Annotated in this window: 15 protein-coding genes and 4 pseudogenes; 7 read left to right on the plus strand and 12 right to left on the minus strand. The window is 70.0% G+C overall.

The annotated features are described in order from the left end of the window. Both ABZ312_RS41475 and ABZ312_RS41480 read right to left on the minus strand, forming a co-directional pair. Positions 1-502, minus strand: a pseudogene (locus ABZ312_RS41475) (hypothetical protein); the annotation flags it as partial. 1010 nt (positions 503-1512) lie between these two features. After that, a complete protein-coding gene (locus ABZ312_RS41480) occupies positions 1513-1983 on the minus strand; it encodes a DUF305 domain-containing protein (RefSeq protein WP_500327876.1) in 471 nt (156 codons plus the stop codon). 91 nt (positions 1984-2074) lie between these two features. Here ABZ312_RS41480 and ABZ312_RS41485 point away from each other — a divergent pair. The 4 genes and pseudogenes from ABZ312_RS41485 to ABZ312_RS41500 form a co-directional block, all read left to right on the plus strand. Next, positions 2075-2925 (plus strand): annotated as a pseudogene (locus tag ABZ312_RS41485) (HoxN/HupN/NixA family nickel/cobalt transporter); the annotation flags it as partial. Positions 2926-3898: 973 nt separating this feature from the next. Then, positions 3899-4141, plus strand: coding sequence for a hypothetical protein (locus ABZ312_RS41490; RefSeq protein ID WP_500327877.1), 243 nt, complete (start codon positions 3899-3901; stop codon positions 4139-4141). 104 nt (positions 4142-4245) lie between these two features. Continuing rightward, entirely contained in the window at positions 4246-4632 is a 387-nt protein-coding gene (locus ABZ312_RS41495) for a four-helix bundle copper-binding protein (protein ID WP_500327894.1), read from the plus strand. A gap of 144 nt (positions 4633-4776) precedes the next feature. Continuing rightward, positions 4777-5022: a hypothetical protein gene (locus ABZ312_RS41500; RefSeq protein ID WP_500327878.1), complete on the plus strand. Its 246-nt coding sequence runs from the start codon at positions 4777-4779 to the stop codon at positions 5020-5022. 781 nt (positions 5023-5803) lie between these two features. Here the strand turns inward: ABZ312_RS41500 and ABZ312_RS41505 are convergent. Further along, the gene (locus ABZ312_RS41505; RefSeq protein WP_500439941.1) at positions 5804-6652 is read right to left on the minus strand and encodes a phosphotransferase; all 849 of its coding nucleotides are present in this window, start codon (positions 6650-6652) and stop codon (positions 5804-5806) included. A gap of 1215 nt (positions 6653-7867) precedes the next feature. Here ABZ312_RS41505 and ABZ312_RS41510 point away from each other — a divergent pair. Continuing rightward, positions 7868-8893, plus strand: coding sequence for a PP2C family protein-serine/threonine phosphatase (locus ABZ312_RS41510; protein ID WP_500439942.1), 1026 nt, complete (start codon positions 7868-7870; stop codon positions 8891-8893). Positions 8894-9006: 113 nt separating this feature from the next. Here the strand turns inward: ABZ312_RS41510 and ABZ312_RS41515 are convergent, their stop codons facing one another. The 6 genes and pseudogenes from ABZ312_RS41515 to ABZ312_RS41540 form a co-directional block, all read right to left on the minus strand. Beyond that, the gene (locus ABZ312_RS41515) at positions 9007-9663 is read right to left on the minus strand and encodes a hypothetical protein (RefSeq protein WP_500327882.1); all 657 of its coding nucleotides are present in this window, start codon (positions 9661-9663) and stop codon (positions 9007-9009) included. 209 nt (positions 9664-9872) lie between these two features. Next, positions 9873-12068 carry a protein kinase domain-containing protein gene (locus tag ABZ312_RS41520; protein ID WP_500439943.1) on the minus strand — a complete coding sequence of 732 codons (2196 nt, stop codon included), beginning with the start codon at positions 12066-12068 and terminating at the stop codon, positions 9873-9875. Beyond that, positions 12068-14193: pseudogene (locus tag ABZ312_RS41525) on the minus strand (bifunctional serine/threonine-protein kinase/ABC transporter substrate-binding protein). The gene ABZ312_RS41520 and the pseudogene ABZ312_RS41525 overlap by 1 nt, the downstream one beginning before the upstream one ends. Beyond that, on the minus strand, positions 14193-14861 hold the full coding sequence (locus ABZ312_RS41530) for a hypothetical protein (RefSeq protein ID WP_500328794.1): 669 nt from the start codon (positions 14859-14861) through the stop codon (positions 14193-14195). Before ABZ312_RS41530 ends, ABZ312_RS41525 begins: the two are co-directional and overlap by 1 nt. A 561-nt stretch (positions 14862-15422) precedes the next feature. Then, positions 15423-15686, minus strand: coding sequence for a hypothetical protein (locus ABZ312_RS41535; RefSeq protein ID WP_361013646.1), 264 nt, complete (start codon positions 15684-15686; stop codon positions 15423-15425). Continuing rightward, a complete protein-coding gene (locus ABZ312_RS41540) occupies positions 15683-16501 on the minus strand; it encodes a phytanoyl-CoA dioxygenase family protein (RefSeq protein ID WP_500439944.1) in 819 nt (272 codons plus the stop codon). The genes ABZ312_RS41535 and ABZ312_RS41540 overlap by 4 nt, the downstream gene beginning before the upstream one ends. Before the next feature lie 70 nt (positions 16502-16571). On the opposite strand from ABZ312_RS41540, the gene ABZ312_RS41545 reads away from it, so the two are divergent. After that, positions 16572-17354, plus strand: coding sequence for an AraC family transcriptional regulator (locus tag ABZ312_RS41545; protein ID WP_500328792.1), 783 nt, complete (start codon positions 16572-16574; stop codon positions 17352-17354). 159 nt (positions 17355-17513) lie between these two features. Continuing rightward, a pseudogene (locus tag ABZ312_RS41550) lies at positions 17514-18741 on the plus strand (IS701 family transposase). 281 nt (positions 18742-19022) lie between these two features. Here the strand turns inward: ABZ312_RS41550 and ABZ312_RS41555 are convergent. Genes ABZ312_RS41555 through ABZ312_RS41565 form a run of 3 tightly spaced genes read right to left on the minus strand, consistent with a single transcriptional unit; the run spans position 19023 to position 22190 of the window. Further along, positions 19023-20258 carry an iron-containing alcohol dehydrogenase gene (locus ABZ312_RS41555; protein ID WP_500439945.1) on the minus strand — a complete coding sequence of 412 codons (1236 nt, stop codon included), beginning with the start codon at positions 20256-20258 and terminating at the stop codon, positions 19023-19025. 1 nt (position 20259) lies between these two features. Then, a complete protein-coding gene (locus ABZ312_RS41560) occupies positions 20260-20733 on the minus strand; it encodes an Ldh family oxidoreductase (protein ID WP_500439946.1) in 474 nt (157 codons plus the stop codon). Beyond that, positions 20730-22190: an NAD-dependent succinate-semialdehyde dehydrogenase gene (locus ABZ312_RS41565; RefSeq protein ID WP_500328789.1), complete on the minus strand. Its 1461-nt coding sequence runs from the start codon at positions 22188-22190 to the stop codon at positions 20730-20732. Before ABZ312_RS41565 ends, ABZ312_RS41560 begins: the two co-directional genes overlap by 4 nt. Between the last annotated feature and the right edge of the window lie 9 nt (positions 22191-22199).

Below are 22199 nucleotides of genomic sequence, written 5' to 3' on the forward strand. Positions count from 1 at the left end.
CACCCCCCCCGCGGGGCCCGACCAACCCGAGGGACAGCCCGCGCCGCCGCCCGCCCCCCGGGGGGGGGGGCGGGGGGGGCGGGGGGGGGGGGCGGCGGGGGCCCCCCCCCCCCCCCCCCACGACCACGTCGAACGCGGCCAGGTCCACGGGTGGCAGGGGCAGGACGACGACCTTGGCCGGGGTGCCGGCATCGGCGAGACGGGCGATCTCGCCGTCGAACTCGCGCCCCCAGGAGGCGTCGTCCACGAAGACCTCGGCCAGGCCGTTGCGCAGCAGGCCGCGGACGGCCGCCGCAAGGACGTCCCCGGGCGGGCCGCTGACCAGGACGCGTGAGGAGCGGAACCGGGCGAACAGCTCCTGCGGTGTCCGCCGGTCCGCGTGCATGAAGTGCTCGATGAAATTGACCTGCGACGCGAACAATTCCGCTGCCGCGGAATCCAGGACCTTGTCGTCGGGTTGCGGGAAGTCGCGGGCGAATCCCTTGTCGAGAAGGGCCTTCATCAATGCGACAGCGGTTCTGCGCCGACTTTCGTCCAGGCCCTCACATAACTCGGCGACGCTGGACGCGCCGTTCATCCGGGGGCCGAGGGCCGACATCCATTCATATGCGCCTGCGCCTTTGAGGACGCATGAAGTATCGGAACTGCGTAAGTAGATCCCGGTGTCGACGCGGAGGAAGACAACGTCGTTCCGCAGCCGGGGTCTTATGTCGAGGAGACGCGTTTCGCCAACCGTTCGCATGCCGCCCCCGTAGGGTGTGCACCTTCGGACCATGGTGTGCGCCTTCGGGACACGGGGACAGTTCTACCCGCGTCCACGTGGGGAAGTGTGGAGCATCCCTGGATGGGACGTCAATGGCCTCGACCCGGGTCCTCGCACCCTGCACCCGCCGGGCGCCCCGCCGCCGGGGGTCGTCCCGACGTTGACCTGTGAAATCCCTGTGGCGTCTCCGTGCCCGGACCGCCGAAACTTCTTCGCGTGGCGACCACTCCCCGATGCTCCGGGAACGGCGGCACACGCCAGGAGACGAGGAGGCTCGCGAACTGCCCAGCGCGCATCTCCCTGAGTACACCAAGGCACCGGCAACGACATTCCGCACTTTTCTCCGCTCCGGCGGTCCGCTTTCCCGAACGGTGAGCGACAAGGCCCGGGAGCGGCACAAGAACCCAGCCGCTTCCCGGTATTTCGCCGCGAGTTCAGTCGCCCTCAGGGCAGAGGTGCGCGGGCCGGGATGAAGTCGGAGATCGCGGTACGAGAGGTCTCAGGACGACTGAGACGTGGCGCGCAGTCACCGACACGGTGGCGGGCGACCTGGGAGCCGGTCCCGGAAGTGCGGCCGAAGACCGCTTGGCCGGGCACAAGCGCGCTGGTGAGCGGCAGGCCGAATTCGCCGCCGGCGAAGTTGATGCCGGAGTGACGGATGCCGCGGAACAGGACGTCGAGCTTGACGTCGTGCGGGCCGACTCGCGGCGTTCTACGGCGAGGGCCCGCCCCCGCACTTGGTCGTGTGATCAGCTGGCGCCGAGCATCTGCCGCATCTGCGCGATCTCCACGGTCTGAGCCCTGACGATGTCACCCGCCATGGACATGGCGTCCGGGGATGCGCCCTTCTGCTGCTCCGTCTTCGCCATGTCGACGGCACCCTCATGGTGCTCGATCATCATGGTCAGGAACATGCGGTCGAAGTCCTCATCGATGGCGCCATCCAGCTTGTCCATGTCCTCCTGGCCCATCATCCCGGGCATGGAGGCATGGTCGCCATGGTCCATGCCTCCCATGGCCGGCATGCCCTCCATGGCGTCGGGAACCTTTGCACCCCAGGCCTTCAGCCATCCGGACATCGTCTCGATCTCCGGGTCCTGTGCCTTCTCGATCTGCTCGGCCAGGGCCTTGACCTCGCTGGAGGCGCCGTGTGACGCGGCCATACCAGCCATGACGACGGCCTGGCGGTGGTGGGGGATCATCTGCTGCGCGAAGGACACGTCGGCCTGGTTGTACTGGCCGACCGAGGCGGAGGACGATGCCGTCGCGGTGTTGCTGGAGGTGTTGTGCGCGGCTCCGGAGTGGTCGTTGCACGCCTTTGACGCTGACCACATCGCAGCGATCGACAACACCACCCGCGAGCTGATGGAGGACGGCAAGCGACCGCTGTCGGTCGGCTTCTGGTTCTCCCTGGGCCACTCCTCGGTGGTCTTCGGTCTCACCTTCCTTCTTGCCCTTGGCGTCAAGGCCGTGGGGACGGGCCTCGCCGACGACGACTCGCGGCTTCACCAGGTCGGAGGCCTTATCGGCACCCTTGTCTCCGGCGCCTTCCTGGTGCTGATCGCCGCCATCAATCTCGTGATCCTGATCGGCCTCGCCAAGGTCTTTGCCAGGATGCGGCGCGGCCAGTACGACGAGGCCGCCCATGAGGAACAGCTCAACAACCGCGGTTTCATGAACCGCCTTCTGGGCCGCGCCACTCGCGCTATCCGCAAGCCGTGGCAGATGTATCCGCTGGGCATCCTGTTCGGTCTGGGCTTCGACACCGTCACCGAGATCAGCTTGCTGGTGCTCGCTGCCTGGTCGGTAGCCTCGGGCCTGCCCTGGTACGCGATCTTGTGCCTTCCCGTTCTGTTCGCCGCCGGGATGTCCCTACTGGACACTATCGACGGGTCGTTCATGAACTTCGCATATGGCTGGGCCTTCTCCAAGCCGGTCCGGAAGGTCTACTACAACCTCACCATCACCGGGCTCTCGATCGCCGTCGCCCTGATCATCGGAGGCATCGCAACACCGTCGGCTTTTGGATCGTCGGCCTGTTCGTCGTCACCTGGGTCGTCGCTCTGGCGGTGTGGAAGTTCGGCCACATCGAGGAGAAGTGGGAGCGGGGGCTGCACAAGGCCCCGAACCCCACCGATGAGCCCGCAGTTCCCATCGCCTGACCAGCGCCAGAAGCCGCGCGGGCACGGAGCGCTCATAGGCCGTTTCCCATCTTCGACTGCGCGGCTGTTGAGGAGGCCGCTAAACCCTTCTGGCACGAGGTAGCCCGCGTAACCCGCCACCACCTCGCATCCGCGGCCACCCGACACCTGCCCGCAACTGCCGGTGCCAACAGCCAATGAGATCGCAGGGGACAGCCCAACTAAGCCAAGGGTTCCGGTGCATGACCCCAGCCGACTGCCCGGGGGCGTGCTCGCCCCGGGCAGTCGGCTCGCGGTGCACACGGGAGCGCCCGGCGCCGGGCGTCCGGGCTGCGCACCGCCGACTACGGGATCGGCACCGGCCGCCAGGACGAGGACTGGGGCTTCGTCCTCGCCGCCCGGCACCGCGCCCCGGCCCCGCGCCTGCCCGCGGACGCGCCGCGACTGCGGCTGCCTCGTCACCCCGAGGTGTGAGCAGAATTCCCGGAAACGTCTCGCCTGTGTCCATCATGGAGGTGCGGCTCCGCTTCGGATCCCACCCCGCAGCGGGACCGCCCCAGTGTCAACGCTCTCCCGCCCGCAGCGACTCGGATCGGCCTTCGCAGGTCGCACCCCGTCGCTCAGCCCTGTGACCTGCGCGGAAAGCTCGATTGCCGACGTTCAACGCCGACTACTTTCCTACAACGCCTTCCGGCGGGCGGGCTGACCGGCAGAGGCAGCTCGCCCTGCAGCCACAGTCCGGCCGCGACGGCGTGTCCGCAGCGCAGCGGCGGGCGCGGGATCCCGTCCGGATCGGTGAGTGCTGGCGTTGTTTCCTCGAGGGCGGTGAGTTCGGGCGGCAGCGGGACGCGGGTGCGGTAGAGGCGGCGAGTTGCGCTCACAGTCTGGCCAGCGGACGCTTCGGGGTTGGTGAGTTCCCGGGGCAGTGGGCAGTGAGCGCCGTGTCCGTGATGCGGTGGTCCAGGCCGGGAGCGCGCGGCGTGCCTTGGAGGGTGTGGGCGAGGTGACGGCGGGCTTCAGCAAGCAGGTGCCGGCAACGGAACTGGCCCCGCTTCATCACCGCCACGACTACGGTCACGTACGCGCCCGCCTGCGCGACGTCCACGACGACGTCGCGCAGGCGGGCGCGGATGACTGCCGCGGCAGCGCGGGCCCGGGCCAACAGACCGTCGATGAGGGCCGGCGCCGAAGCGGCGTACCGCGTCCACCCGCCGACCCGCGGTGCGATGACCTGTGAGCCAGCTGAGAATGAGGTAGAAGCCGGAGATCAAGGAGGTGTGGCCATCTGGCCGCCGGCCTCCGGCACGAAACGAGGCGGTCCCCGTGACGTCGGTGAAGGAGATGCTCGCCACCTACCCGGCCGACCTCGGTCGCGTCGACCGAGAGAAGCTCACCAAGTGCATCGAGGAATGTATCGCCTGTGCCCAGGCGTGTACCGCGTGCGCCGATGCCTGCCTGTCGGAGGGCATGCCGGCCGAACTGGCCAAGTGCATCCGCACCAACATGGACTGCGCCGACATCTGCAATGCCACCGCGTCGGTCCTTTCCCGCCACACCGGCTACGACGCCAACATCACCCGCGCCATCCTGCAGGCGTGTGCCACCGCCTGTAAGGCGTGCGGAGATGAATGCGGCCGCCACACGCACATGGAGCACTGCCGCCTATGCTCCGAGGCCTGTCGCTCCTGCGAGACCGCGTGCAACGATCTGCTCCAATCCCTCGGCTGACGAACGCGCGGCCATTGCCGACGCCACCGGGCGCGGTGCTCGTGTGCCCTGGCGGAGGTCTGCCCGCCGGGCATTGACTGAAGGCCAGCAGACGACGGAGGGTGACACCCCGGGGGGAGTGATCAAAGAGGGGGTGACCGCGTCGTGGCGGAGTACCGCTTCACGCTGGCCCGCATCGTGCGCGCCGGGCCGATCACCGCGCACGCGGCCTTGAACGAATGGGCTCACGGGCAGATCACCGTTCCCGTGCCCACGCTCGCTCTCTCACAGATCAGCGGCCTGGCCCGGCAGGAACTGGCGGGGGCGGTGTTCGAGGTCATGGCCAACTGTGCCGCCGTTACGGACTCCGGACGTCGGCCCGCACGGCTGGCGTCTCCTGGCCCACGGTGAAGGCGAACAACGCCTCCCGGTGGCGCGATCGTGGAGCGGCGTGACCACCTGACCGGAGGCCGTTCCCGCCGCGCGGTCGACACCGGATACCTCTCCCTCCCCTGCGGCTATCGCGCTGGGGAGGAGGTGTCGCCGTCCCGCACCGGCTTGCCCACCGGCCATGACCAGCAGCAACACCACCGCGCCGAGGACGGGCCTGCCTACCTTCCGTGCCACCCTCGGTGCACCCCTGCACGCTCCAGCCCACCCTCCAGCCCACTGTCCAGGCAACCCGCCAGGAGCACCAGGAGCTGGTCGCGGCGACCCGCCGCCGCGGGCGCGCCCGCCGGCCTGCAGCGTGGGCAGCCCCCGGGAACGGGCTTGCCCAGCCCGAACTAGGGCCTGTCTAGAAGTACGCTGGCGTGGTGTCCGAGGTCGGCGTGTCGTGCCAGGCAGTGGCGTACGGACCGGCGGCTGCGCAAGCGCCTGGCCGCCGTGCGGGGCGGGGTCGGCGACGCCGAGTGTCCCGAGTGCGGGACCCGGTGGGTGGCCGGCGTCGACCGGAGGTCGACGGCCCTGTTCTGCCCGGGCCGGTGCAAAGTGAGGGCCTGGCGGCGCCGGAAGGAAACGTTCGGGGAACGGTCACAGTGACCGCATCGCAATCGCATCCTGATCCCAACTTCGTTCAGCAACCGGTCATTTGCGGTCGTTCATTGTGATCAGGGGCAACGCTTCTCACCGTCGCCACCCTCACCCCGCCCCGGCCCGCAGCTTGCTCAGACTCGGAGCTGAGAAACAGGTATCAGCCCGGTTCGCAGCGGGCAAGGGCAGCACGGACCAGGTTGAGCCCCTCCGCCCGCCAGTGGTCGCGATCGGGCATCTGGTCGTTCCGACGCCAGCGCCAGGCCGAGAACATCGCCCAGTCCACCGCGCGGCACCGGTAGATCAGGCTCTCGTCGGCGCCCGCGTAGTGCTCTCCGACGTCCTCCGGCGCATGGGCAAGGTCAAACTCGACCGGTCCGCGGCAGCAGGTGACGAGGTCGATGAAGAGCGGCCCCCGCTTCGTGTTGAGGAGGTTGCCCTCGTGCGGCTCGCCGTGCAGCAGCTGGTCGCCGGCCTTGTCGGCGCTGATCTCGGCGCTCAGCTCGCTGAGCGTCTCGCGGAGGAGCTCCCGGTCGGCGTCGGCCAGCTCGGGCGATTGCTCCCGGTCGTTCACCTCTTTCAGCGCCACGGCGACCCGGTCGGTGAAGTGCGGGGCGTCCAGGTCCCCGACCTGGCGCAGCGCGGCGTGGTACCGCTGAAGCGCGTCCGCGTAATCGGCCGGCTCGATCGTCGATCCCAGCGGTTCGTAGTAAGTCCAGAGCGAGACGGCGAAGCCGTCGCGCACGTGCACCCGGGGCTCGACCCGGGGGTCAAGCTCGGCCACCGGAGCGTCGTCGACCTCGGCAAGACGGCGGGCGACCTCCACCTCGAACTCGGAACCGGCCAGGTCCCCGACGGGCGCGACCCGGGCATGGGTCTCGGAAGGGACCAGACGGAGCGCGACGCGGTCCGAGTTGTGGATGACAACCACATCGTCGACCTGGAGCCCCAGCTCCGAGGCCATGGCCTGCCCTGCCTCAATCGCGCGACGGAGCGCTGGTGGCTCCATACCGTCCTCCTTTACGCGCCGCCCTACACCCGTCCCGCCCAGCATGTCCTGTGCCATCTGAGCGATGACGTCACGCCGCGTCTTGCCGCCCGCGGTCGGTGCCGGATAGGAGGCTGGGAGCCGGCCTCCCAGTGCCGACCGCAAGGCGCGCCATGGTGGTGACGGCCTTCTCCGTGCGGGCGTTCAGATCCCGTACACAGAAGGTAGTCGACCGCACTGCGGTGGGTCAGAGGTTCAGAAACAGGTACGAAGAAGCGTTGCCATCAGTCGGCCAGCGCCGGCCCGGGCCCGTACGGCGTGGCCGTAGCGCAGCGGCGGGCGCGGGATCGCGCCTGGGTCGGTGAGTGCCGGCGGCGCCTGTTCCTCGAGGGCGGTGAGTTCCGGCGGCATCGGACAAACCTTCACATACCCCGAACAATGAGGACTCGTTCACCCTGAACAAACCCCCCGATACGCGAGTGTCACCGCTCTCCGGTCACCCCGCCCGGGGGAGCGTCTGCCCGCAGGCCAGAGGTTGTCTGTCTGGCCGGCGGTGCCGGATGCCACGTTGACGGCGTCGGCTGGGTCCGGCCACGGCCACCGGTCCCGCCCAGCCGGTCCCGAGCCCCGCTCACCGAACCGTTCCTCCTCCCCTGCGGCTGTCGCGCCCGGGAGGAGGTGTCGCCGTCCCACACCGGCTTGCCCACCAGCGGTGACCAGCGGCAACACCCTCACACCGGAAACCGGCGCTCCTGCCCTCGGTGCAACGCTCGGCCCCCCGGTCCGCGCAACTCTCCAGCGCACCGTCCAGCCCACGGTCGGAACAACCCCGGCTCGGGGGCAAACCGGGGTGCGGCCATGCACCTCCGCGCTCCTCCGGACTCCGCCTGACCAGGCGGGCCCGCCCCCGTCACCCGGTCGAGGGCTGCCGGGTGGCAGAGGCATCAGATGGTGAGCACGCTGTGACTGGTGCATCCAGAGGGCTTGGCCCCCCACCTCCAGCCCTCCACCACCAGGGCCCCCGCCGCCCATCCCCGTCACCGGCGGGGGCCCTCTCTAGACGGCCGCAGCCCCGGCACCGCGCGCACTAAAACCGCAGATCAACCCCGCCAGACACTCCACGGTGCGGCAGGCGCTGCACTGGGGCAGGCTGAATGCATGCGGTCACCGTCCTGCTAGTCTCCCGGGCCGGGAGCGGGCGGCCATAGCAAGGTCCTCCTGACACTCGCGCAGGCTGTGCCCTTCGTGATAGCGCTGGCCGTGCTGGGAATCGAACTGTTACCCGCGCATTTCATGATGACCGGCCCTATCCTCACCGCGACGCCGACACTGGCGGCCCTGACGATGGGCCCCAAAGGCACCCTGTCAGCGGCGGCCGCCGCTCTGGCCGTCAACGTGACCACGGCCACCTACAACCACGAATGGGAAACCCACCAGATTTTCGGCAACCTCGTGGGCCTGCTGGTGGTGTCGGTCGCCAGCGTGATCCTGAGCAAGACGGTGCGCGCGCACCGGCGCAGCGAGCTCGATCAGGTTCGCCGTATCGCCGTGGCGGCACAGGACGTCATCCTGCGGCCTGTTCCGGCGCGGCTGGGTCCGGTACGGGCGGCCAGCTTGAGCCTCGCGGCGGGGACGGGCGCGCAGGTCGGCGGTGATCTGTACGAGGCGGTGCTGACCCGGTACGGCGTCCGGCTGATCGTGGGAGACGTCCGCGGCAAGGGCCTGAATGCCATGCGGGCGGTCGCGGTGGCGCTGGGCGCCTTCCGGAAAGCCGTGCACTACGAGAACGACCTGGTGGACGTCATGGACCACTGTGGGGCCGCGCTGCTGCGGGAGGCGGACGTGCCGGGGGCGTTCGAGCCAGAAGTCGCCCTGGAGGGATTCACCACCGCCCTACTGGCCCAGATCCCGGGCACCCCGGGCGAACATGTGGTGGAGCTGATCAACCGTGGCCACCCGCCGCCGCTGCTGCTCCACCAGGGCACAGTGCAAGCCCTGACGCCGTCCTGCCCGCTGCCGCCCTTCGGCCTGGAAGACCTCTACACCGGCCCCCCGCCCAAACCCGAAAGCCACCCATTCCTCCCCGGCGACCGCCTGCTGCTCTACACCGACGGCGTCATCGAAGCCCGCAACCGTAACAACGACTTCTTGCCCTGCCCGAAGCCGTGCAAGCGCTCCACACGTGCACGCCTAAGGCGTTCCTCGACCAACTACACCAGCGGCTGCTCCACCACACCGAAGGCCACCTGGCCGACGACGTAGCAGCCATCCTCATCGACCGCCCCACCAACGAAACCGACAACCCCACCCACCGCCACGGAACAAGCTGACCGCCCACTGACGGGGCGGCCGGGGGCAGTCAGGCAGGCGGCCGGTCAGCTGCCAGGGCCGCGCGCGTCGTGGTAGCCGAGTTCGAGGTAGCGGGTGCGGGTGCTCCAGGAGCCGAGGTCTGGCGTATTGGCCAGGACGTCGTGCCAGGGCCGGGTGCCGGGAACGGCCGCCTCACTGGAAGCCGCCACCTTGCCGGAGGCCGCCTTCCCGGAAGGGTCCCCCTCGTCGTGCGCGGGCAGCAGATGGCCGGGACGCCCGGCCCAGAGCCGCACCCCCGATCGCGCCTCGGACTCCCGGACCGGCACCCACAGACCCACCGAGAACATGCCGGCGAGCTGGTGCATGGCGATGAAGCTGGCCACGCCGTCCTCGGGGTCCGTGCGGTCCGGGCGCTCGGTGAGGGCGTGCCACAGGATGTACATGTTCGGGAGCCGGACCTCGGGCTGGAAGCGGTACACCAGCCGCTCCAGCCTGATCGAGCCGATGCTCGGCAGCTGTACCCGGGTGAGCGGGACCACTTCACGCTCGCCGCCGGTCCAGGTCAGCGTCTGGTTGCGGCCCATGTAGCCGGGTTCGCTGAAGATCGTGACGTGGAGGCGTTCCCGGCGATCAGGCCGGCGGTTGTGCAGCAGGCCCGCGCCGGCGACGGCGCCGCCCACGCAGGCCAGGCCCGCCAGGAAGATTCCGGTCCTGCGTTTCATCGGGACGATGCACCTCGCTTGTGACGGGACGGGCGCCTCCATCATGCGCCCCCGACCAGCTGTTGCTCTACCGTCAGGCCCGATCCCGAAGAGCTCCTTGCGACCCCGCATCCCGCTGACCGCACGCTGCCCTGCCCAACTCCGAGGATCGTCATGGTCAATGGCGGGGCAGCGGCGCCCCCAACGGCCTTGTTCAGGTCTGTTCGGGCTTACTTGACCTGGTCGTAGCGTCCCAGGAAGTGGAAGGCGTTCCCCTTCGCCTGGAACAGGAAGTACAACGCGCCCCGGTTCGGATCGAGGCTGTGGGTGGCGTCGGAGGTGAAGCGGAGGGTCTTGGCGAGTCCCTGGTGGTTGACGTCGAACAGGTGTTGGGCCACGGCTCCCGGTTCGATGTCGGCGGCTCCGCTCAGTCTCTCCAGGGTGCGGGCGACCAGTCCCACGGCGTCGTACGCCTCCGGGGACCAGCGCCCGGGTGCCGTGCCGTATCTGGCGCGGTAGGCGGTCTGGAAGGTGTGGGCCACGCTGCCGGGGTCGGTGAACGGGGTGCCGAACAACCAGTCCTGGCCTGCGGTACCGGCTTGCTGGAGGAAGGCCGGGCGCATGATGTGCCAGGTGCCAAGGCGCGGTCCGGTGAAGCCCGCGTCGGCGAGTGCGCGGGCGCAGCGTGCGGCGCGCTCTGTCGATGTGCCGCTGAAGACGACGGCCTGTGCTTTGGCGGCGAGGGCGGCGTGAACGGCAGGAGCGAAGTTGTCGCTGTCGGCCGCCACGGGGTGGATGGTTGTCGTGCCTTCATGGGGCGGCGTCTGCGAGATGACGTTGGTGAGGTCCGATCCCGTCCGGCCCGCCGCCTGGTCGTCGATGACGACCGTGCGGTCGACCGGTCGTGCGGCGGTCAGATACGAGACCAGCGGCAGCGCCAGGTAGGACTCGGGTGCTCGGGTGACACGCAGGGTGCTGAGTTTGGACGGTGTGAGTCTGTCGTCGTCGAGGGAGATCAGGACCATGGCCGTGCCGGCGTTCTGGTAGAGCGGGCCGGCGGCGAGCGCCGCGGTGACCGTGTTGGGTCCGAGGACCGCACTCACCTTGGCCTCCGTGAAGCGCCGGGCCGCCTGCTTCGCGCCGGTCTCCTCGCCCCGGTCGTCGACGGTGTGGAGGGCGAGGCGGAACGTGATGCCAGCACGCGCGTTGTGCTGCTCCACGGCAAGCCTCGCCCCCCGTTCCTGCGCCACGCCGTCCGCCTTGTTTGCGCCGCTGAGGTCGGCCTGGAAACCGAGGGTGTATACGGGAAGGGCGCCGCCCGAGCCCTCTGTGTCCCTTTTGCCAGCAGCCAGATAGGCGGCGGCCCCGCCGCCGGCAGCGACCACGGAGGCCGCCGCGCTCCCCATCAGCAGCACGCGCCGTCGGGTCGGAGAGCGGGCGTCCTTCGCGGGCGACGGCGCCGGGTCGGCGGCCGGGTCGTCGCCCATCGGATGCCGTGGGGGGCGCTGGGGGGTGGGCACGTCCAGCGCTCGTGCGGAGCGTTCGGCGACCACCCGCAGGACCGCGGGCGGCAGCCAGTGCGCCCTTGGTGCCTCGGGCACTTCCCGCGCGAGTAAGGCCCGCGGGTCACCGAGCGCCGCCGCGACCTCGGCGGCCGCCGGACGGCTGGCCGGGTCCTTGGCCAGGCAGGCCCCGATCAGAGCCTGGAGCTCGCCGGGGACGTCCGCCAGATCCGGCTCCTCATGCACCGTACGGAACAGGACGCCCGCCGCATATCCAGTGCCGAACGGGCGCCGGCCCGAGGCCGTGTACGCCAGGACGCAGCCCAGCGAGAAGACATCGCTGAGCGGGCCGACCTCCCCGGCGCGGGCCTGTGCCTGTTCCGGCGCGAGGAAGCCGGGCGTGCCCATGACGGCGCCGGGTGCGGTGAGGGCGGTGGCGCCCGCAGCGTGGGCGATGCCGAAGTCAATGAGGCGTGGACCGTCCAGGGCGAGCAGGACGTTGCCCGGTTTCACATCGCGGTGCACAACTCCCGCCGCGTGGACGGCGGTGAGCGCATCGGCCAGCCGGCATCCCAGAGTCCGTACGGCAGCGACGGGCAGCGCGCCGAAGCCATCGACCGCCTCCACCAGTGAGGGTCCGGGGATGAACTGCGTGGCCAGCCACGGCTCCCTGGCCTGGGTGTCGGCGGCTACGATCGGCACCAGCCAGGGCCCGGTCAGGCCGCGGACCGCCGTCACCTCGCGCCGGAATCGGATGCGGAAGGCCGAGTCCGCCGCGTGTTCGGCGCGGATCGTCTTGAGGGCGACGAGCGCCCCGCCTGTCGCGCGGGCGAGGTAGACGACGCCCATGCCCCCCGCGCCAAGCCGGGCCAGTAGCCGGTGCCCGCCGATGTCCTCGGGGTCGTCAGCAGTCAGGGGCTGCATCAGATGCCGACCTTGCCCGCATAGGAGTACCGGCCATCCTTCACCTCGTAGCGGAAGACGTCAGAGCTCTTGAGCCACCACCGGTAGTCCTTGTCGAACGCATACGTCCGGACGAGTCCCTTGTACGCGCCCTTCTGCAGCAGGTCGTACAGCCGGTTCCCGGAGGGCCGGCCGCCTGCCTCGGTGAGGCGGGTGATGACCATACGGGCCACGTCGTACGCCTCGGCCGCCCAATAGGGGGGCGCGGAGCCGTAGCGCTTTCGGTAGGCGGTGGCGAAGGCACGGACGGAGGCGGCCGACGGTTCGATATATGGGGCGAAGATCTGCCAGCCGTCGGCGGCTCTACCCCCGGCGGTCAGGAACTCCGGTCCGGCTGCCGGGTAGCCGAGCACGCGCAGGCCGTCAAAGTCCGTCCGCGCGAGGGCGCGTGCGACGGCCGCGCCGCGGGCCGGAGTGCCCATGTAGACGAAGCCGTCCATCTGGTGTGCGACCATCTCCGCGACCACCGGGGCGAGGGTCTCGGCCAGCCGCGGTGCGACCCGCGGCTGGCCGGCGATCTTGAGGACGCCGAGGTACTGGAACATCGTCCGGCCGAGCTGCCAGGCCGGGATGCCGCCGTCGCGGTCGATCAGCACACTCACGCGCCGGGCGCCCTGGGTGTGCAGGGAGTAGGCCGCCGTGCCGGGCAGGCTGGTGTAGCCGGGGACGGCCTGGAGGAAGCGACCGGGCTCCGCGGTGCCGTACTCGGACTGCGCGGACGACGCCGTGATCTGGGGGACGAGCTGTGCGTCGTAGCTGTCGAGGCTCGCCCCGGTGGTCGTGTCGCCGGTCGAGCCGATGACGGCGAGCAGGTCGCGGTCGGCGGCGAAGGTGCGGGCCACCTTGGCGGCACGAGTCGCGTCGCCCCGGTCGTGACCGTCTTGAGGACGAGCATGAAGGGCTTGTCCTTGCGGGAGTTGAACTGCTCGACAGCCAGCCGGACGCCGCGTTCCTAAGCCTGGCCGATGGCTTTCTGCGGGCCCGTCAGGTCGGCCTGGACACCGAGGACCCAGCGGCGGGCGACGGACGAGGCGGTAGCGTCGTCGCGCTGCGCGGCCCACAGGGCAGCACCGCCACCGGCCGCGAGCAGGGCCGCGCCGCCGCTCAGCAGGAGGAAACGGCGGCGGCTGGTGGAAGGTGGCGGGAGAACTTCCGTCGGCTGTTCGTCCGCCCTCCCATCGAGGGCCGTCGCCTCGATATCCGGCAGGGCGAGCATCGCGGCGGAGCGGTCCGCGATGCGTCGTACGACGGTGTCGGGCAGCCAGTCGACGGTGTCGTGGGGCGTGTCCTCCACCAGCGCCTCGTCCACCTGCAGGGCGGTGGGCCGGGCGGCCGGATCCTTGGCGAGGCAGCGCACCAGCAAGGCGCGGATGTCGTCGGGGACACCGTCGAGGTCGGGCTCGTCATGCACGGTGCGGTACAGGAGGGCGTCCACGGCACCGGTGCCGAAGGGCAGGCGCCCGGTGGCCGCGTAGGACAGGAGACAGCCGAGGGAGAAGACATCACTGGCAGGCGAGGCAGGCTGTGCCCGGGCCTGCTCCGGGGCGAGGAAGCCGGGTGTGCCGACGATCATGTCGGCCGAGGTAAGTGCCGTCTCCTCAGTGGCACGGGCGATGCCGAAGTCGATGAGGCGCGGGCCGTCGACAGCGAGCAGCACATTACCGGGCTTGACATCGCGGTGGACGAGTCCCGCGTCGTGTACGGCGGTCAGGGCACGGGCCAGCATCCGGCCCAGCACGCGCACACCGCGCCACGGCAGCGGACCGCAGGTGGCGACAGCCTCGGCGAGCGAGGGGCCAGACACGAACGCGGTGGCGAGCCAGGGCGCGGCCGCGTCCGGGTCGGCGCCAGTGACCGGCACGGCCCAGGGGCTGTCCACACGCCGGGCCGCGGCGACCTCACGGCGGAAGCGCGCGCGGAACTCGGCCTGGTCGGCGTACTCGGGCAGGATCACCTTGACGGCGGCCAACTCCCCCGACTCGGCACGCCCGAGATACACCACGCCCATCCCGCCGGCACCGAGCCGGGCGAGCAGACGGTGACCGCCGATGCGCGCCGGATCGGTGAGGGTGAGCTTCTCGATCATCAACGATCGCCCTTCGAACTGCTGGGCTCCGGTGTGTCGCGTTCGATCGCGGCTCTGAGCCGGGCCCGCATGCCGACCTGCGGATCCCGCAACCGGTCGAACAGGTCAGCCCGGGACCAGCCCTTGGCACCCTTGGCGGAGACCGCGAGCGTGAACTGGCCGATGCGCGCCTGCTCCCAGATGTACGGGTGGGGACCGCCGACGTCAGCGCCCGTGTAGGCGCCGAGCTCGGTGAGAGTGTCATCGGCATACGCGTTGCCCGAATCACCGAAGGAATTCGGGACGTCGTTCAGGGACGTGATCACCTCGTCCGAGCGCAGCCGCTGCGTGGGACAGCGCATCATCTCCTCTAGCACCTCGGCACTCTCCCAGTCGGCCTGCGCCGGATTGCGATGCACCGTGACGACGGCACTCAGCCGGAGCGGACCCTTGGCGCCACTCGCCGGTATCTCATAGGACCGGGTCAAAGTGGCCAGGACGTCCTTCGGGAGCGCCTGCTGCTGCCAGACACAGTCGTCGCCGAGAACCGGCCAGCGCCGCGGGTCGCTCTCGTAGGGGGCCCGGCGGACGGCGCCGGGGCCGAAGGCAGCGGCGTCCGGGATGACGCCCCGGATCAGCGAGGTAGCCTGAGCGGTTGTCTTCGGCAGTGCGGCAGGGTCGGTGTCCACGACAGTGGTCGCCGACGGGCCGGCAGTCGTCGTGGCAGCGGCCCTCTTCGCAGACGTCGGTTCTGACGGCCCGCGCCCACCGGAGGTACAGCCGGCAAGCGCCAAGCCGCTCACCGCGACAGCGCAGCCGAGGCGCACCGCTTCCCTGCTCACGACCGCAAGCCCCCTGGAATCACCATTCACCATGCGTCCGACGTGATGCTAAGCGGTGACCGGCATGACACAACACCCGGTTGACGATCACGTGGCACAGCCGTACCCCTCCCGTCACACACCCGGCACACACTGACGGCGCACCGCGGTGCCAACGGCCCTTCAGTTCGGCTCGGCGGCTACGTTGGCGCCCGGCTCCAGCTGCACCTCCCCGAGACTGCGCTACTGCTGCTGAAGACGGCCCTGCCCAAGCCCAGCCCCGCCTTCGGCAAGGGCAAGCCAGGAACAGGCTTACCCTGATCGAAGCCCCCGCGCCCGCAGCCCGATGCCGGCCGTACAGCGTGGTCCGTAGCGCAGGGCCGCCACACGCGTAGGGGGCGCCCTCCGCGGAGGGCGCCCCCTACGCGTTCAGCCCTGGAGCTTCTCGAAGAAGAACTCGTGCTTCAGGAACGACGTGTCGTACTCCGCGCCCGGGTACGGCGGGATCAGCTGCGCGGCCTGGAACAGTCGCCAGCCGTCCTGGAGCGCCGCGACGCCCGTCTCGTACGGCGGTTCGTCGCTGTCGCCGGTGGTCGGGCTGGTGTGGCCCGTGCCGTCGTACTGCGACCAGCCCACCACCTCGGAGTCGAGCGCCGAGTTGGCCAGATAGAGGACCAGGACCTGCTGCTTCATGCGTGGCTCCGGAGGGTGGGGCGGTTGGTGACGCGGGTTGCCCAGTAGTCGATGTCGAAGGTGTCGTCGCCGGTCAGGGCGCGCCAGAGTTTCACCCGGTTGTAGATTTCCAGGCGGCCGGTGGCGGGCTCGTACCAGGGGAAGGTGCGGCTGAGTTCCCTGGCGACGGTGGGGTCGTCCAGGTCGGAGGTGTCCCAGAGGCGGACCTGGGGGACGGTCGGGTTGAAGCGGATCTTGAACATGTAACGCAGGATGTCGCTGTCGTTGCGCCGGCCGCCGTGCCAGATGCCATGGTGCAGCAGGACGACCGTGCCGGCCGGGCAGGCGAGGCGGGTCTGGCCGCGGAGGTTCTGGTAGCGGCCGGTGTCGGACTCGTTGGTGCGGCGCAGATGGCTGCCTGGGACGCTGAGGGTGCCGCCCATCTCGGTAGTGACGTCCTGCGGGTAGTACATGAGCTGGACGTCGAACGCGTCGGGCCGGATGTCGATGACGGCGTCGGCGTGCAGGGGCTGGGCCTCGCCGCCGTGCGGTTCGCGGACGTGGACGAAGTGGTGGTCGACGGTGGGGCCCGGGCCGACGAGGCTCTCCAGGGCGCCGGCGACGGCCGGGAGCTCGATCAGCCGGCGGGCGAAGGACCCCTCGGGGAAGGCCTCGTCCACGGGGGTGCCGAACGGCACCTCGGGGATCCCGGCGTCGAAGACGCCGATGGCCTGCTCGTTCATCTCCGGCGGTACGACGGCGTCCAGGCGGAGCGAGCCGTGTGCGACGAAGCTCGCCACCTGGGCCGAGTTCAGTAGCTGCTTGCTGGTTGACATACGGCAAGCCTAGAAAGGGCCTGCTCGCCTGTCGTGTGCTCTATTCATCGACTACTGGTAATTTCTCACCATGACCGGTCATGTGGTGCTGCCGCTGGACGAACCGCCGCGGGCGGTGAACGCGGGCGTCGGCATGCACGGCACCCTCGGCTCGCACGACGTCTTCCGGCTTCCCGGCCTGTGGCAGCTGCACCTGTATACCTACTCCGGCGAGCTGGCCTTCGGCGGCGGCCGGTATCCCATCCGGCCCGGGCACGTGAGCCTGGTGCCGCCGGATGTAGAGGTGCACTTCCACTACGAGTCGCGCCGGAACGAGCATCTGTACGCGCACTTCGCGCTGCCCGGCCGCGGTGAGCGGCGGACCGTGCCGGTGATGCAGGACGCGGGCGCGGAGGCCCCGGTGCTCACCGCTCTGCTGCGGCACGCGGTGGCCGCGATGCCGGTGTCGCCGGCGCGGGCGGCTGCGGAGGTGTGGACGGTGCTGTGGCACACGGCGCAGCTCGGCGGCGGCCAGGAGGCGGCGGGGCAGTCGCATCCGGCGCTGGCGGCGGCGTTCGCGTACATCGAACAGGGGCTGGCGGGACCGCTGCCGGTGCCGGGGATCGCCCGGGCGGCGGGGATCTCGCACAACCACCTCACCCGTCTGTTCCGCACGGGCACGGCCGACACGGTGGTGTCCTATATCCGCCGCCGCCGTATGGAGCGCGCCCGGCATCTGCTCCAGGCCTCGACGATGCCGATCCCGGCGGTGGCGGCGGCGGTCGGCATCCCGGACCTCCAGGCCTTCAACAAGACCTGCCGCCGCGAACTGGGAGCGGCGCCGCGTACGATCCGCGAGGCGGCGCGGCCCTAGAACTAGTACTCCAGCAGGATTTCGCTGTCTGACCTGGTCTTTCGCTGGGCGGCGGGAGTGTAGCGGGACTTCGATCGTGCGGGAGCGGTCTCACGGAGACCGCCCCTCGATCGTGCGACAACGCCGCCGGTAGTGACACCAGCGGGGCAGCCTCCGAGGGTGATCACCGAGTCTGCCGCCGCGCAATGGGACCTCGAACTGGATGACCTCTTCCTGACCATCGGGCACCGCTTCGACCGAGTCGAGCTCCGCCGCCGCATGCGTGACTACGTACGCGGGCTGCTCGCCCCGGTAGCCCGCAAGAACAGCTGGCAGCTGGCCGAACAGGCCGGCCACTCCACCCCACCCCTGACGGCCTGCAACACCTCCTCGCCGGATCGAAGTGGGAGCCCGACGACATCCGCGACGACCTGCAGGAATACGTCGCCGACAGGCTCGGCGAGGGCGACGGTGTCCTGATCATCGACGACACCGGGTTCATCAAGAAGAGCACCACCTCAGCCGGGGTCCAGCGCCAGCACTCCGGAACCGCAGGCCGCACCGAGAACTGCCAGATCGGCGTCTTCGCCGCCTACGCCACCACCCGCGGCAGGGCTCTGGTCGACCGAGAGTTCTACCTCCCGAAGTCCTGGACCGAGGACCGGGAACGCTGCCGCGCGGCAAGGGGCCCCGACGAGCGGGAGTTCGGCACCAAGGGCGAACTGGCTCGGCACATGGCGCTGCGGGCCCTCGCCTCGCCGCTGCCCATTCCCTGGGTCACCGCGGATTCCGCCTACGGTCAGGACAACCGATTCCGCCGGCTGCTGGATCAGTCGGGTGTCGGCTACATGCTGGCCGTGCCCAAGTCCCAGTTCAGCGTGGTCTGTTCACGGATCGAGGTTCTGTTCGGGCGGGCCCCGGACGAAGCGTGGGAGAAGATCTCATGCGGCGACGGCGCGAAGGGGCCCCGCCTCTACCACTGGGCAGCGGCGCGGCTGCCGGCCGTCGCCGAGTTCGACTATCAGGGCGAGGTCCCTCACCGGATGCGGTGGGCACTGGCCCGGCGCAGCATCAGCAAGCCCGACGAGATCGCCTACTACCTCGCCTACGCACCCCTTCACGTCACCGTCCAGGAGCTGGTGCGGGTCGCCGGGGCACGCTGGGCGATCGAGGAGTGCTTCCAGGCCGCGAAGAACGAGTGCGGCCTGGACCAGTACGAAGTCCGTCGCTACGTGGGCTGGTATCGGCACATCACTCTGACCATGCTCGCGCACGCTTTCCTGGCCGTCACGGCACACCAGCCCTGGGAAAGGGGGCGGAACAGGTGAGACACCCGGGCTCATCGGGCTCACAGTGGCGGAGGTTCGGTGACTCCTGGCAGCTTGTCGTGCCCGGCCCCCGCACCTGAGCGGACACCGCGGACGACACCACGCGCTGAGCTGGTCGAACTGGCGCCGCCGACGCCAGGCAGTCGCCCGCCGCTGTCACTACCTGCGGCGTTGTCGCACGATCGAGGGGCGGTCTCCGTGAGACCGCCCCCGCACGATCGAAGTCCCGTTACACTCCCGCCACCCGGCGAAAGACCAGGTCAGACAGCGAAATCCTGCTGGAGTGCTGGCTGAGTCGTAGCCGACCATTCCGATACCCAGGGTGGGGCAGGGAACTCGCCGTCATGTGAAAGGCCCGTCACTATCTCTGCTCCGGAGTCAGGACGTGTCGGGTCCGCTCCCCGATCCAGGCCGCTTCGAGGATCGCGGTCAGACTGGCGGTGTCGGTCGGGCCTGGATGGTTCTGGATCAAGCGGGTGACGCCACTGGCCATCTCCGCGAAGCGCGGGAGGTCGGCGCGTGCCACGCCGATGTCCGCCAAGGTGGCAGGGATGCCGATGTCGGCAAGGAGCCCGTCGAGCCAGGTGAGGAACGTGTCTGCGGCCTCGGCATCCGAGGCGTCGGTCACGTCGAGCCCGCACACCCCGGCGAGGATGGTCAACCGGTCGACGATGGCATCCCTGGCCGCGTCCAGCGCGTAGGGCAGCAGCAGCCCGACGCCCAAGCCGTGCGGTGTGTGGGTGGCTGCGCCGATGGGGTACTGGAGGGCGTGCGGAGCCGCGTTGCCTGCGTGGGAAAATGCGAGCCCGGCCAGCATGGACCCATAGGACATGTCCGCGCGCGCGTCCTTGTCGCCTCCGTCCCTGACGACATGGGGCAAGCTGCGGGCGATCCGCTTCGCGGCCAGGAGCGCGTAGTGATCGGTGATCGGGTTGCGGCCGAGGAAGACCTGCTCCACCGGGTCGCGCGGCCCGTGGGCCCGGGGTCGCGCGGTGTAGCTCTCCACCGCGTGACAAAACGCGTCGATGCCGGAGTGGGCAGTGACGGTCGCAGGGCAGGTGTAGGTGAGCTCGGGGTCGACGATGGCGAAGTCGGGCACGATGTGGACGCTGGAGACCCCCACCTTCAGCTCGCGGTCCGGGTCGGTCAACACCGAGACGGGCGTGAGCTCGGATCCGGTGCCTGACGTCGTCGGGACCGCGACGAGAGGAATCGTCGGCCCCGGCACCTTCGACTCGCCGTAGAAGTCGCGCGGCGTCCCACCGTGGCGCCGGATGACGCCGACGATTTTGGCGAGGTCGATCACCGTGCCACCCCCGATGGCGAGGATTACGTCGGCGTCCACCTCTGCGGCGACCGAGACGGCCAGGGCGACATCGGCGAGCGGCACGTCCGGAGTCGCGTCGGCAAACACCCCGACGACTTCGACCTTCTCCCGCACGGCGGCCACGATCTCGGCCACGCCCGGCTGCCCCAGAAGAACGCGGTCGGTCACGATGAGGACTCGCGAGCCACACTCGGCCACCACTCGTGGGATGTTCTGCGCGACCCCTTCGCCCACTATCAGCTGGCGTGGTCCGCGGACGGTCTCAAGCATGTCAGTGCCTCTCTGGAACGTCGGCGGTGATGTGCTGGGCGGACGTCCAGTTCACCTGCGAGACCGGGACGGCGTCGGCTGCCGGATGGCGCAGGCGCGCGCCGGGCTCCCGGACTCGGTCGTGCCCGGGCGCCCTCGGGTGCATCGCGATGAAGACGTCGCCCCTGGTGGGCGGGTCAGTCGGGGTCCCGCGGACATCGTCGCCAAGGGCGGTACGAGTCAAGGTCGCGACCAGCACCTCGATCATGAGCCCGAGGGCGTAGCCTTTGGGACCACCGAAACGGCTGATCGCCCCATCCACCGCCGCGGCCGCGTCTGTGGCGCGCACACCGGCGGAGTCGACGGCGTCCCCGGGTGCCAACGGATTCGTGCCGGCCATGGCCCGGCTCCCGCCCCACGGGTGGAGGCCGGTCAGGTCATGTGTGCACAGGGCGCGTTGATCCTCGGCGGGCACCCGGAGCAGCAAACCGGTCACGGTAGGTCGATCGCCGCGTAGGTGACGTCGAGGTACTCAAGGATGCCCTCGTGCGACCCCTCCTTGCCGATCCCGGACTGCTTCACGCCTCCGAACGGAGCTGACGGGTCCGAGATCAGACCGCGGTTGATGCCGACCATCCCGGTGTCCAGCCCCTCGGTGAACCGGAGCGCCCGTTGGAGGTCACGGGTGAAGACGTATCCGGCCAGGCCGTGCTCGGTGTCGTTGGCCTTCGCCATGACCTCGTCGTCGGACGTGAACGAGATGATCGGCGCCACCGGGCCGAAGATTTCCGCCTGCAGTATCCGCGCGTCTTCGGGCACGTCGACGATGACCGTAGGCGGGTAGAAATGGCCTGGCCCATCCGGACGCTCGCCGCCCACCAGGACGCGGGCGCCGCGATTGACCGCGTCGGCGACGAGCTCGTCGATCTCGGTGACCGAGGCCTCGTCGATCAACGCCCCGACGTCCACGCCGTCGTCGAGACCATGGCCCACCGAGAGCGCGCCCATCCGCTGGGCGAAGCGCGCCGTGAACTCCTCGCGCACCGGCTCCTCGACGTAGATTCGGTTCGCCGCGATGCAGGACTCCCCGATGTTGCGCATCTTGGCCACCATGGCACCGTCGAGCGCGGCGTCCAGGTCCGCGTCGGCACACACGATCAAGGCCGCGTTGCCGCCCAGTTCCATGGAGGTGCGCAGCACGTTGTCCGCCGCCTGTCGTAACAGCACGCGCCCGACCTCGGTCGACCCGGTGAACGAAAGCTTGCGGGTCCGACGGTCGGCCAGCAGTGCTGAGACCACCTCGCCGGAACGCTCGGTTGTCACGACGTTGACAACGCCCGGGGGAACGCCGACCTCCTCCATGATGCGGGCCAGGAACAGCATGGTGAGTGGCGTCCGGGCTGCCGGCTTGGTGATCGTCGTGCAGCCCGCCGCCAGCGCAGGAGCGATCTTGCGGGCGCCCATGGCCAACGGAAAGTTCCAGGGCGTCACGAAGACGCACGGTCCGACCGGCTTCGGCACGGTGAGGATGCGATATCCACCAGCGGGAGCGACGTTGTAGCGCCCCTCGACGCGCACCGCCTCCTCGGCGAACCAACGGAAGAACTCGGCACCGTAGGCCACCTCTCCCCGAGCCTCGGCGAGCGGCTTGCCCATCTCGAGCGTTATCAGCCGGGCGACTTCCTCGGATCGCTCGGTCAGTGCCCGGTACGTCGCGGTCAACAACTCTGACCGCTTTCGCGGCGGGGTCGCCGCCCACTCAGCCATTGCCTTGCTCGCCGCGTCCAGAGCGGCGAGCCCGTCGACGACGCCGGCGCCCGCCACCTCGGCGATGGTCTTGCCGGTGGCCGGGTCCTCGACGACAAAGGTGGCTCCGCCGGCGGCGTCGCGCCAGACGTCGCCAATCCGGAGCCGCCGGTGCTCGGGGGCCAGGACATCCATCGGGTCACTCATTGCGTCGCC

Origin of the sequence: Streptomyces sp. NPDC006207 (assembly GCF_040613835.1) — a bacterium.
Taxonomy (GTDB): domain Bacteria; phylum Actinomycetota; class Actinomycetes; order Streptomycetales; family Streptomycetaceae; genus Actinacidiphila.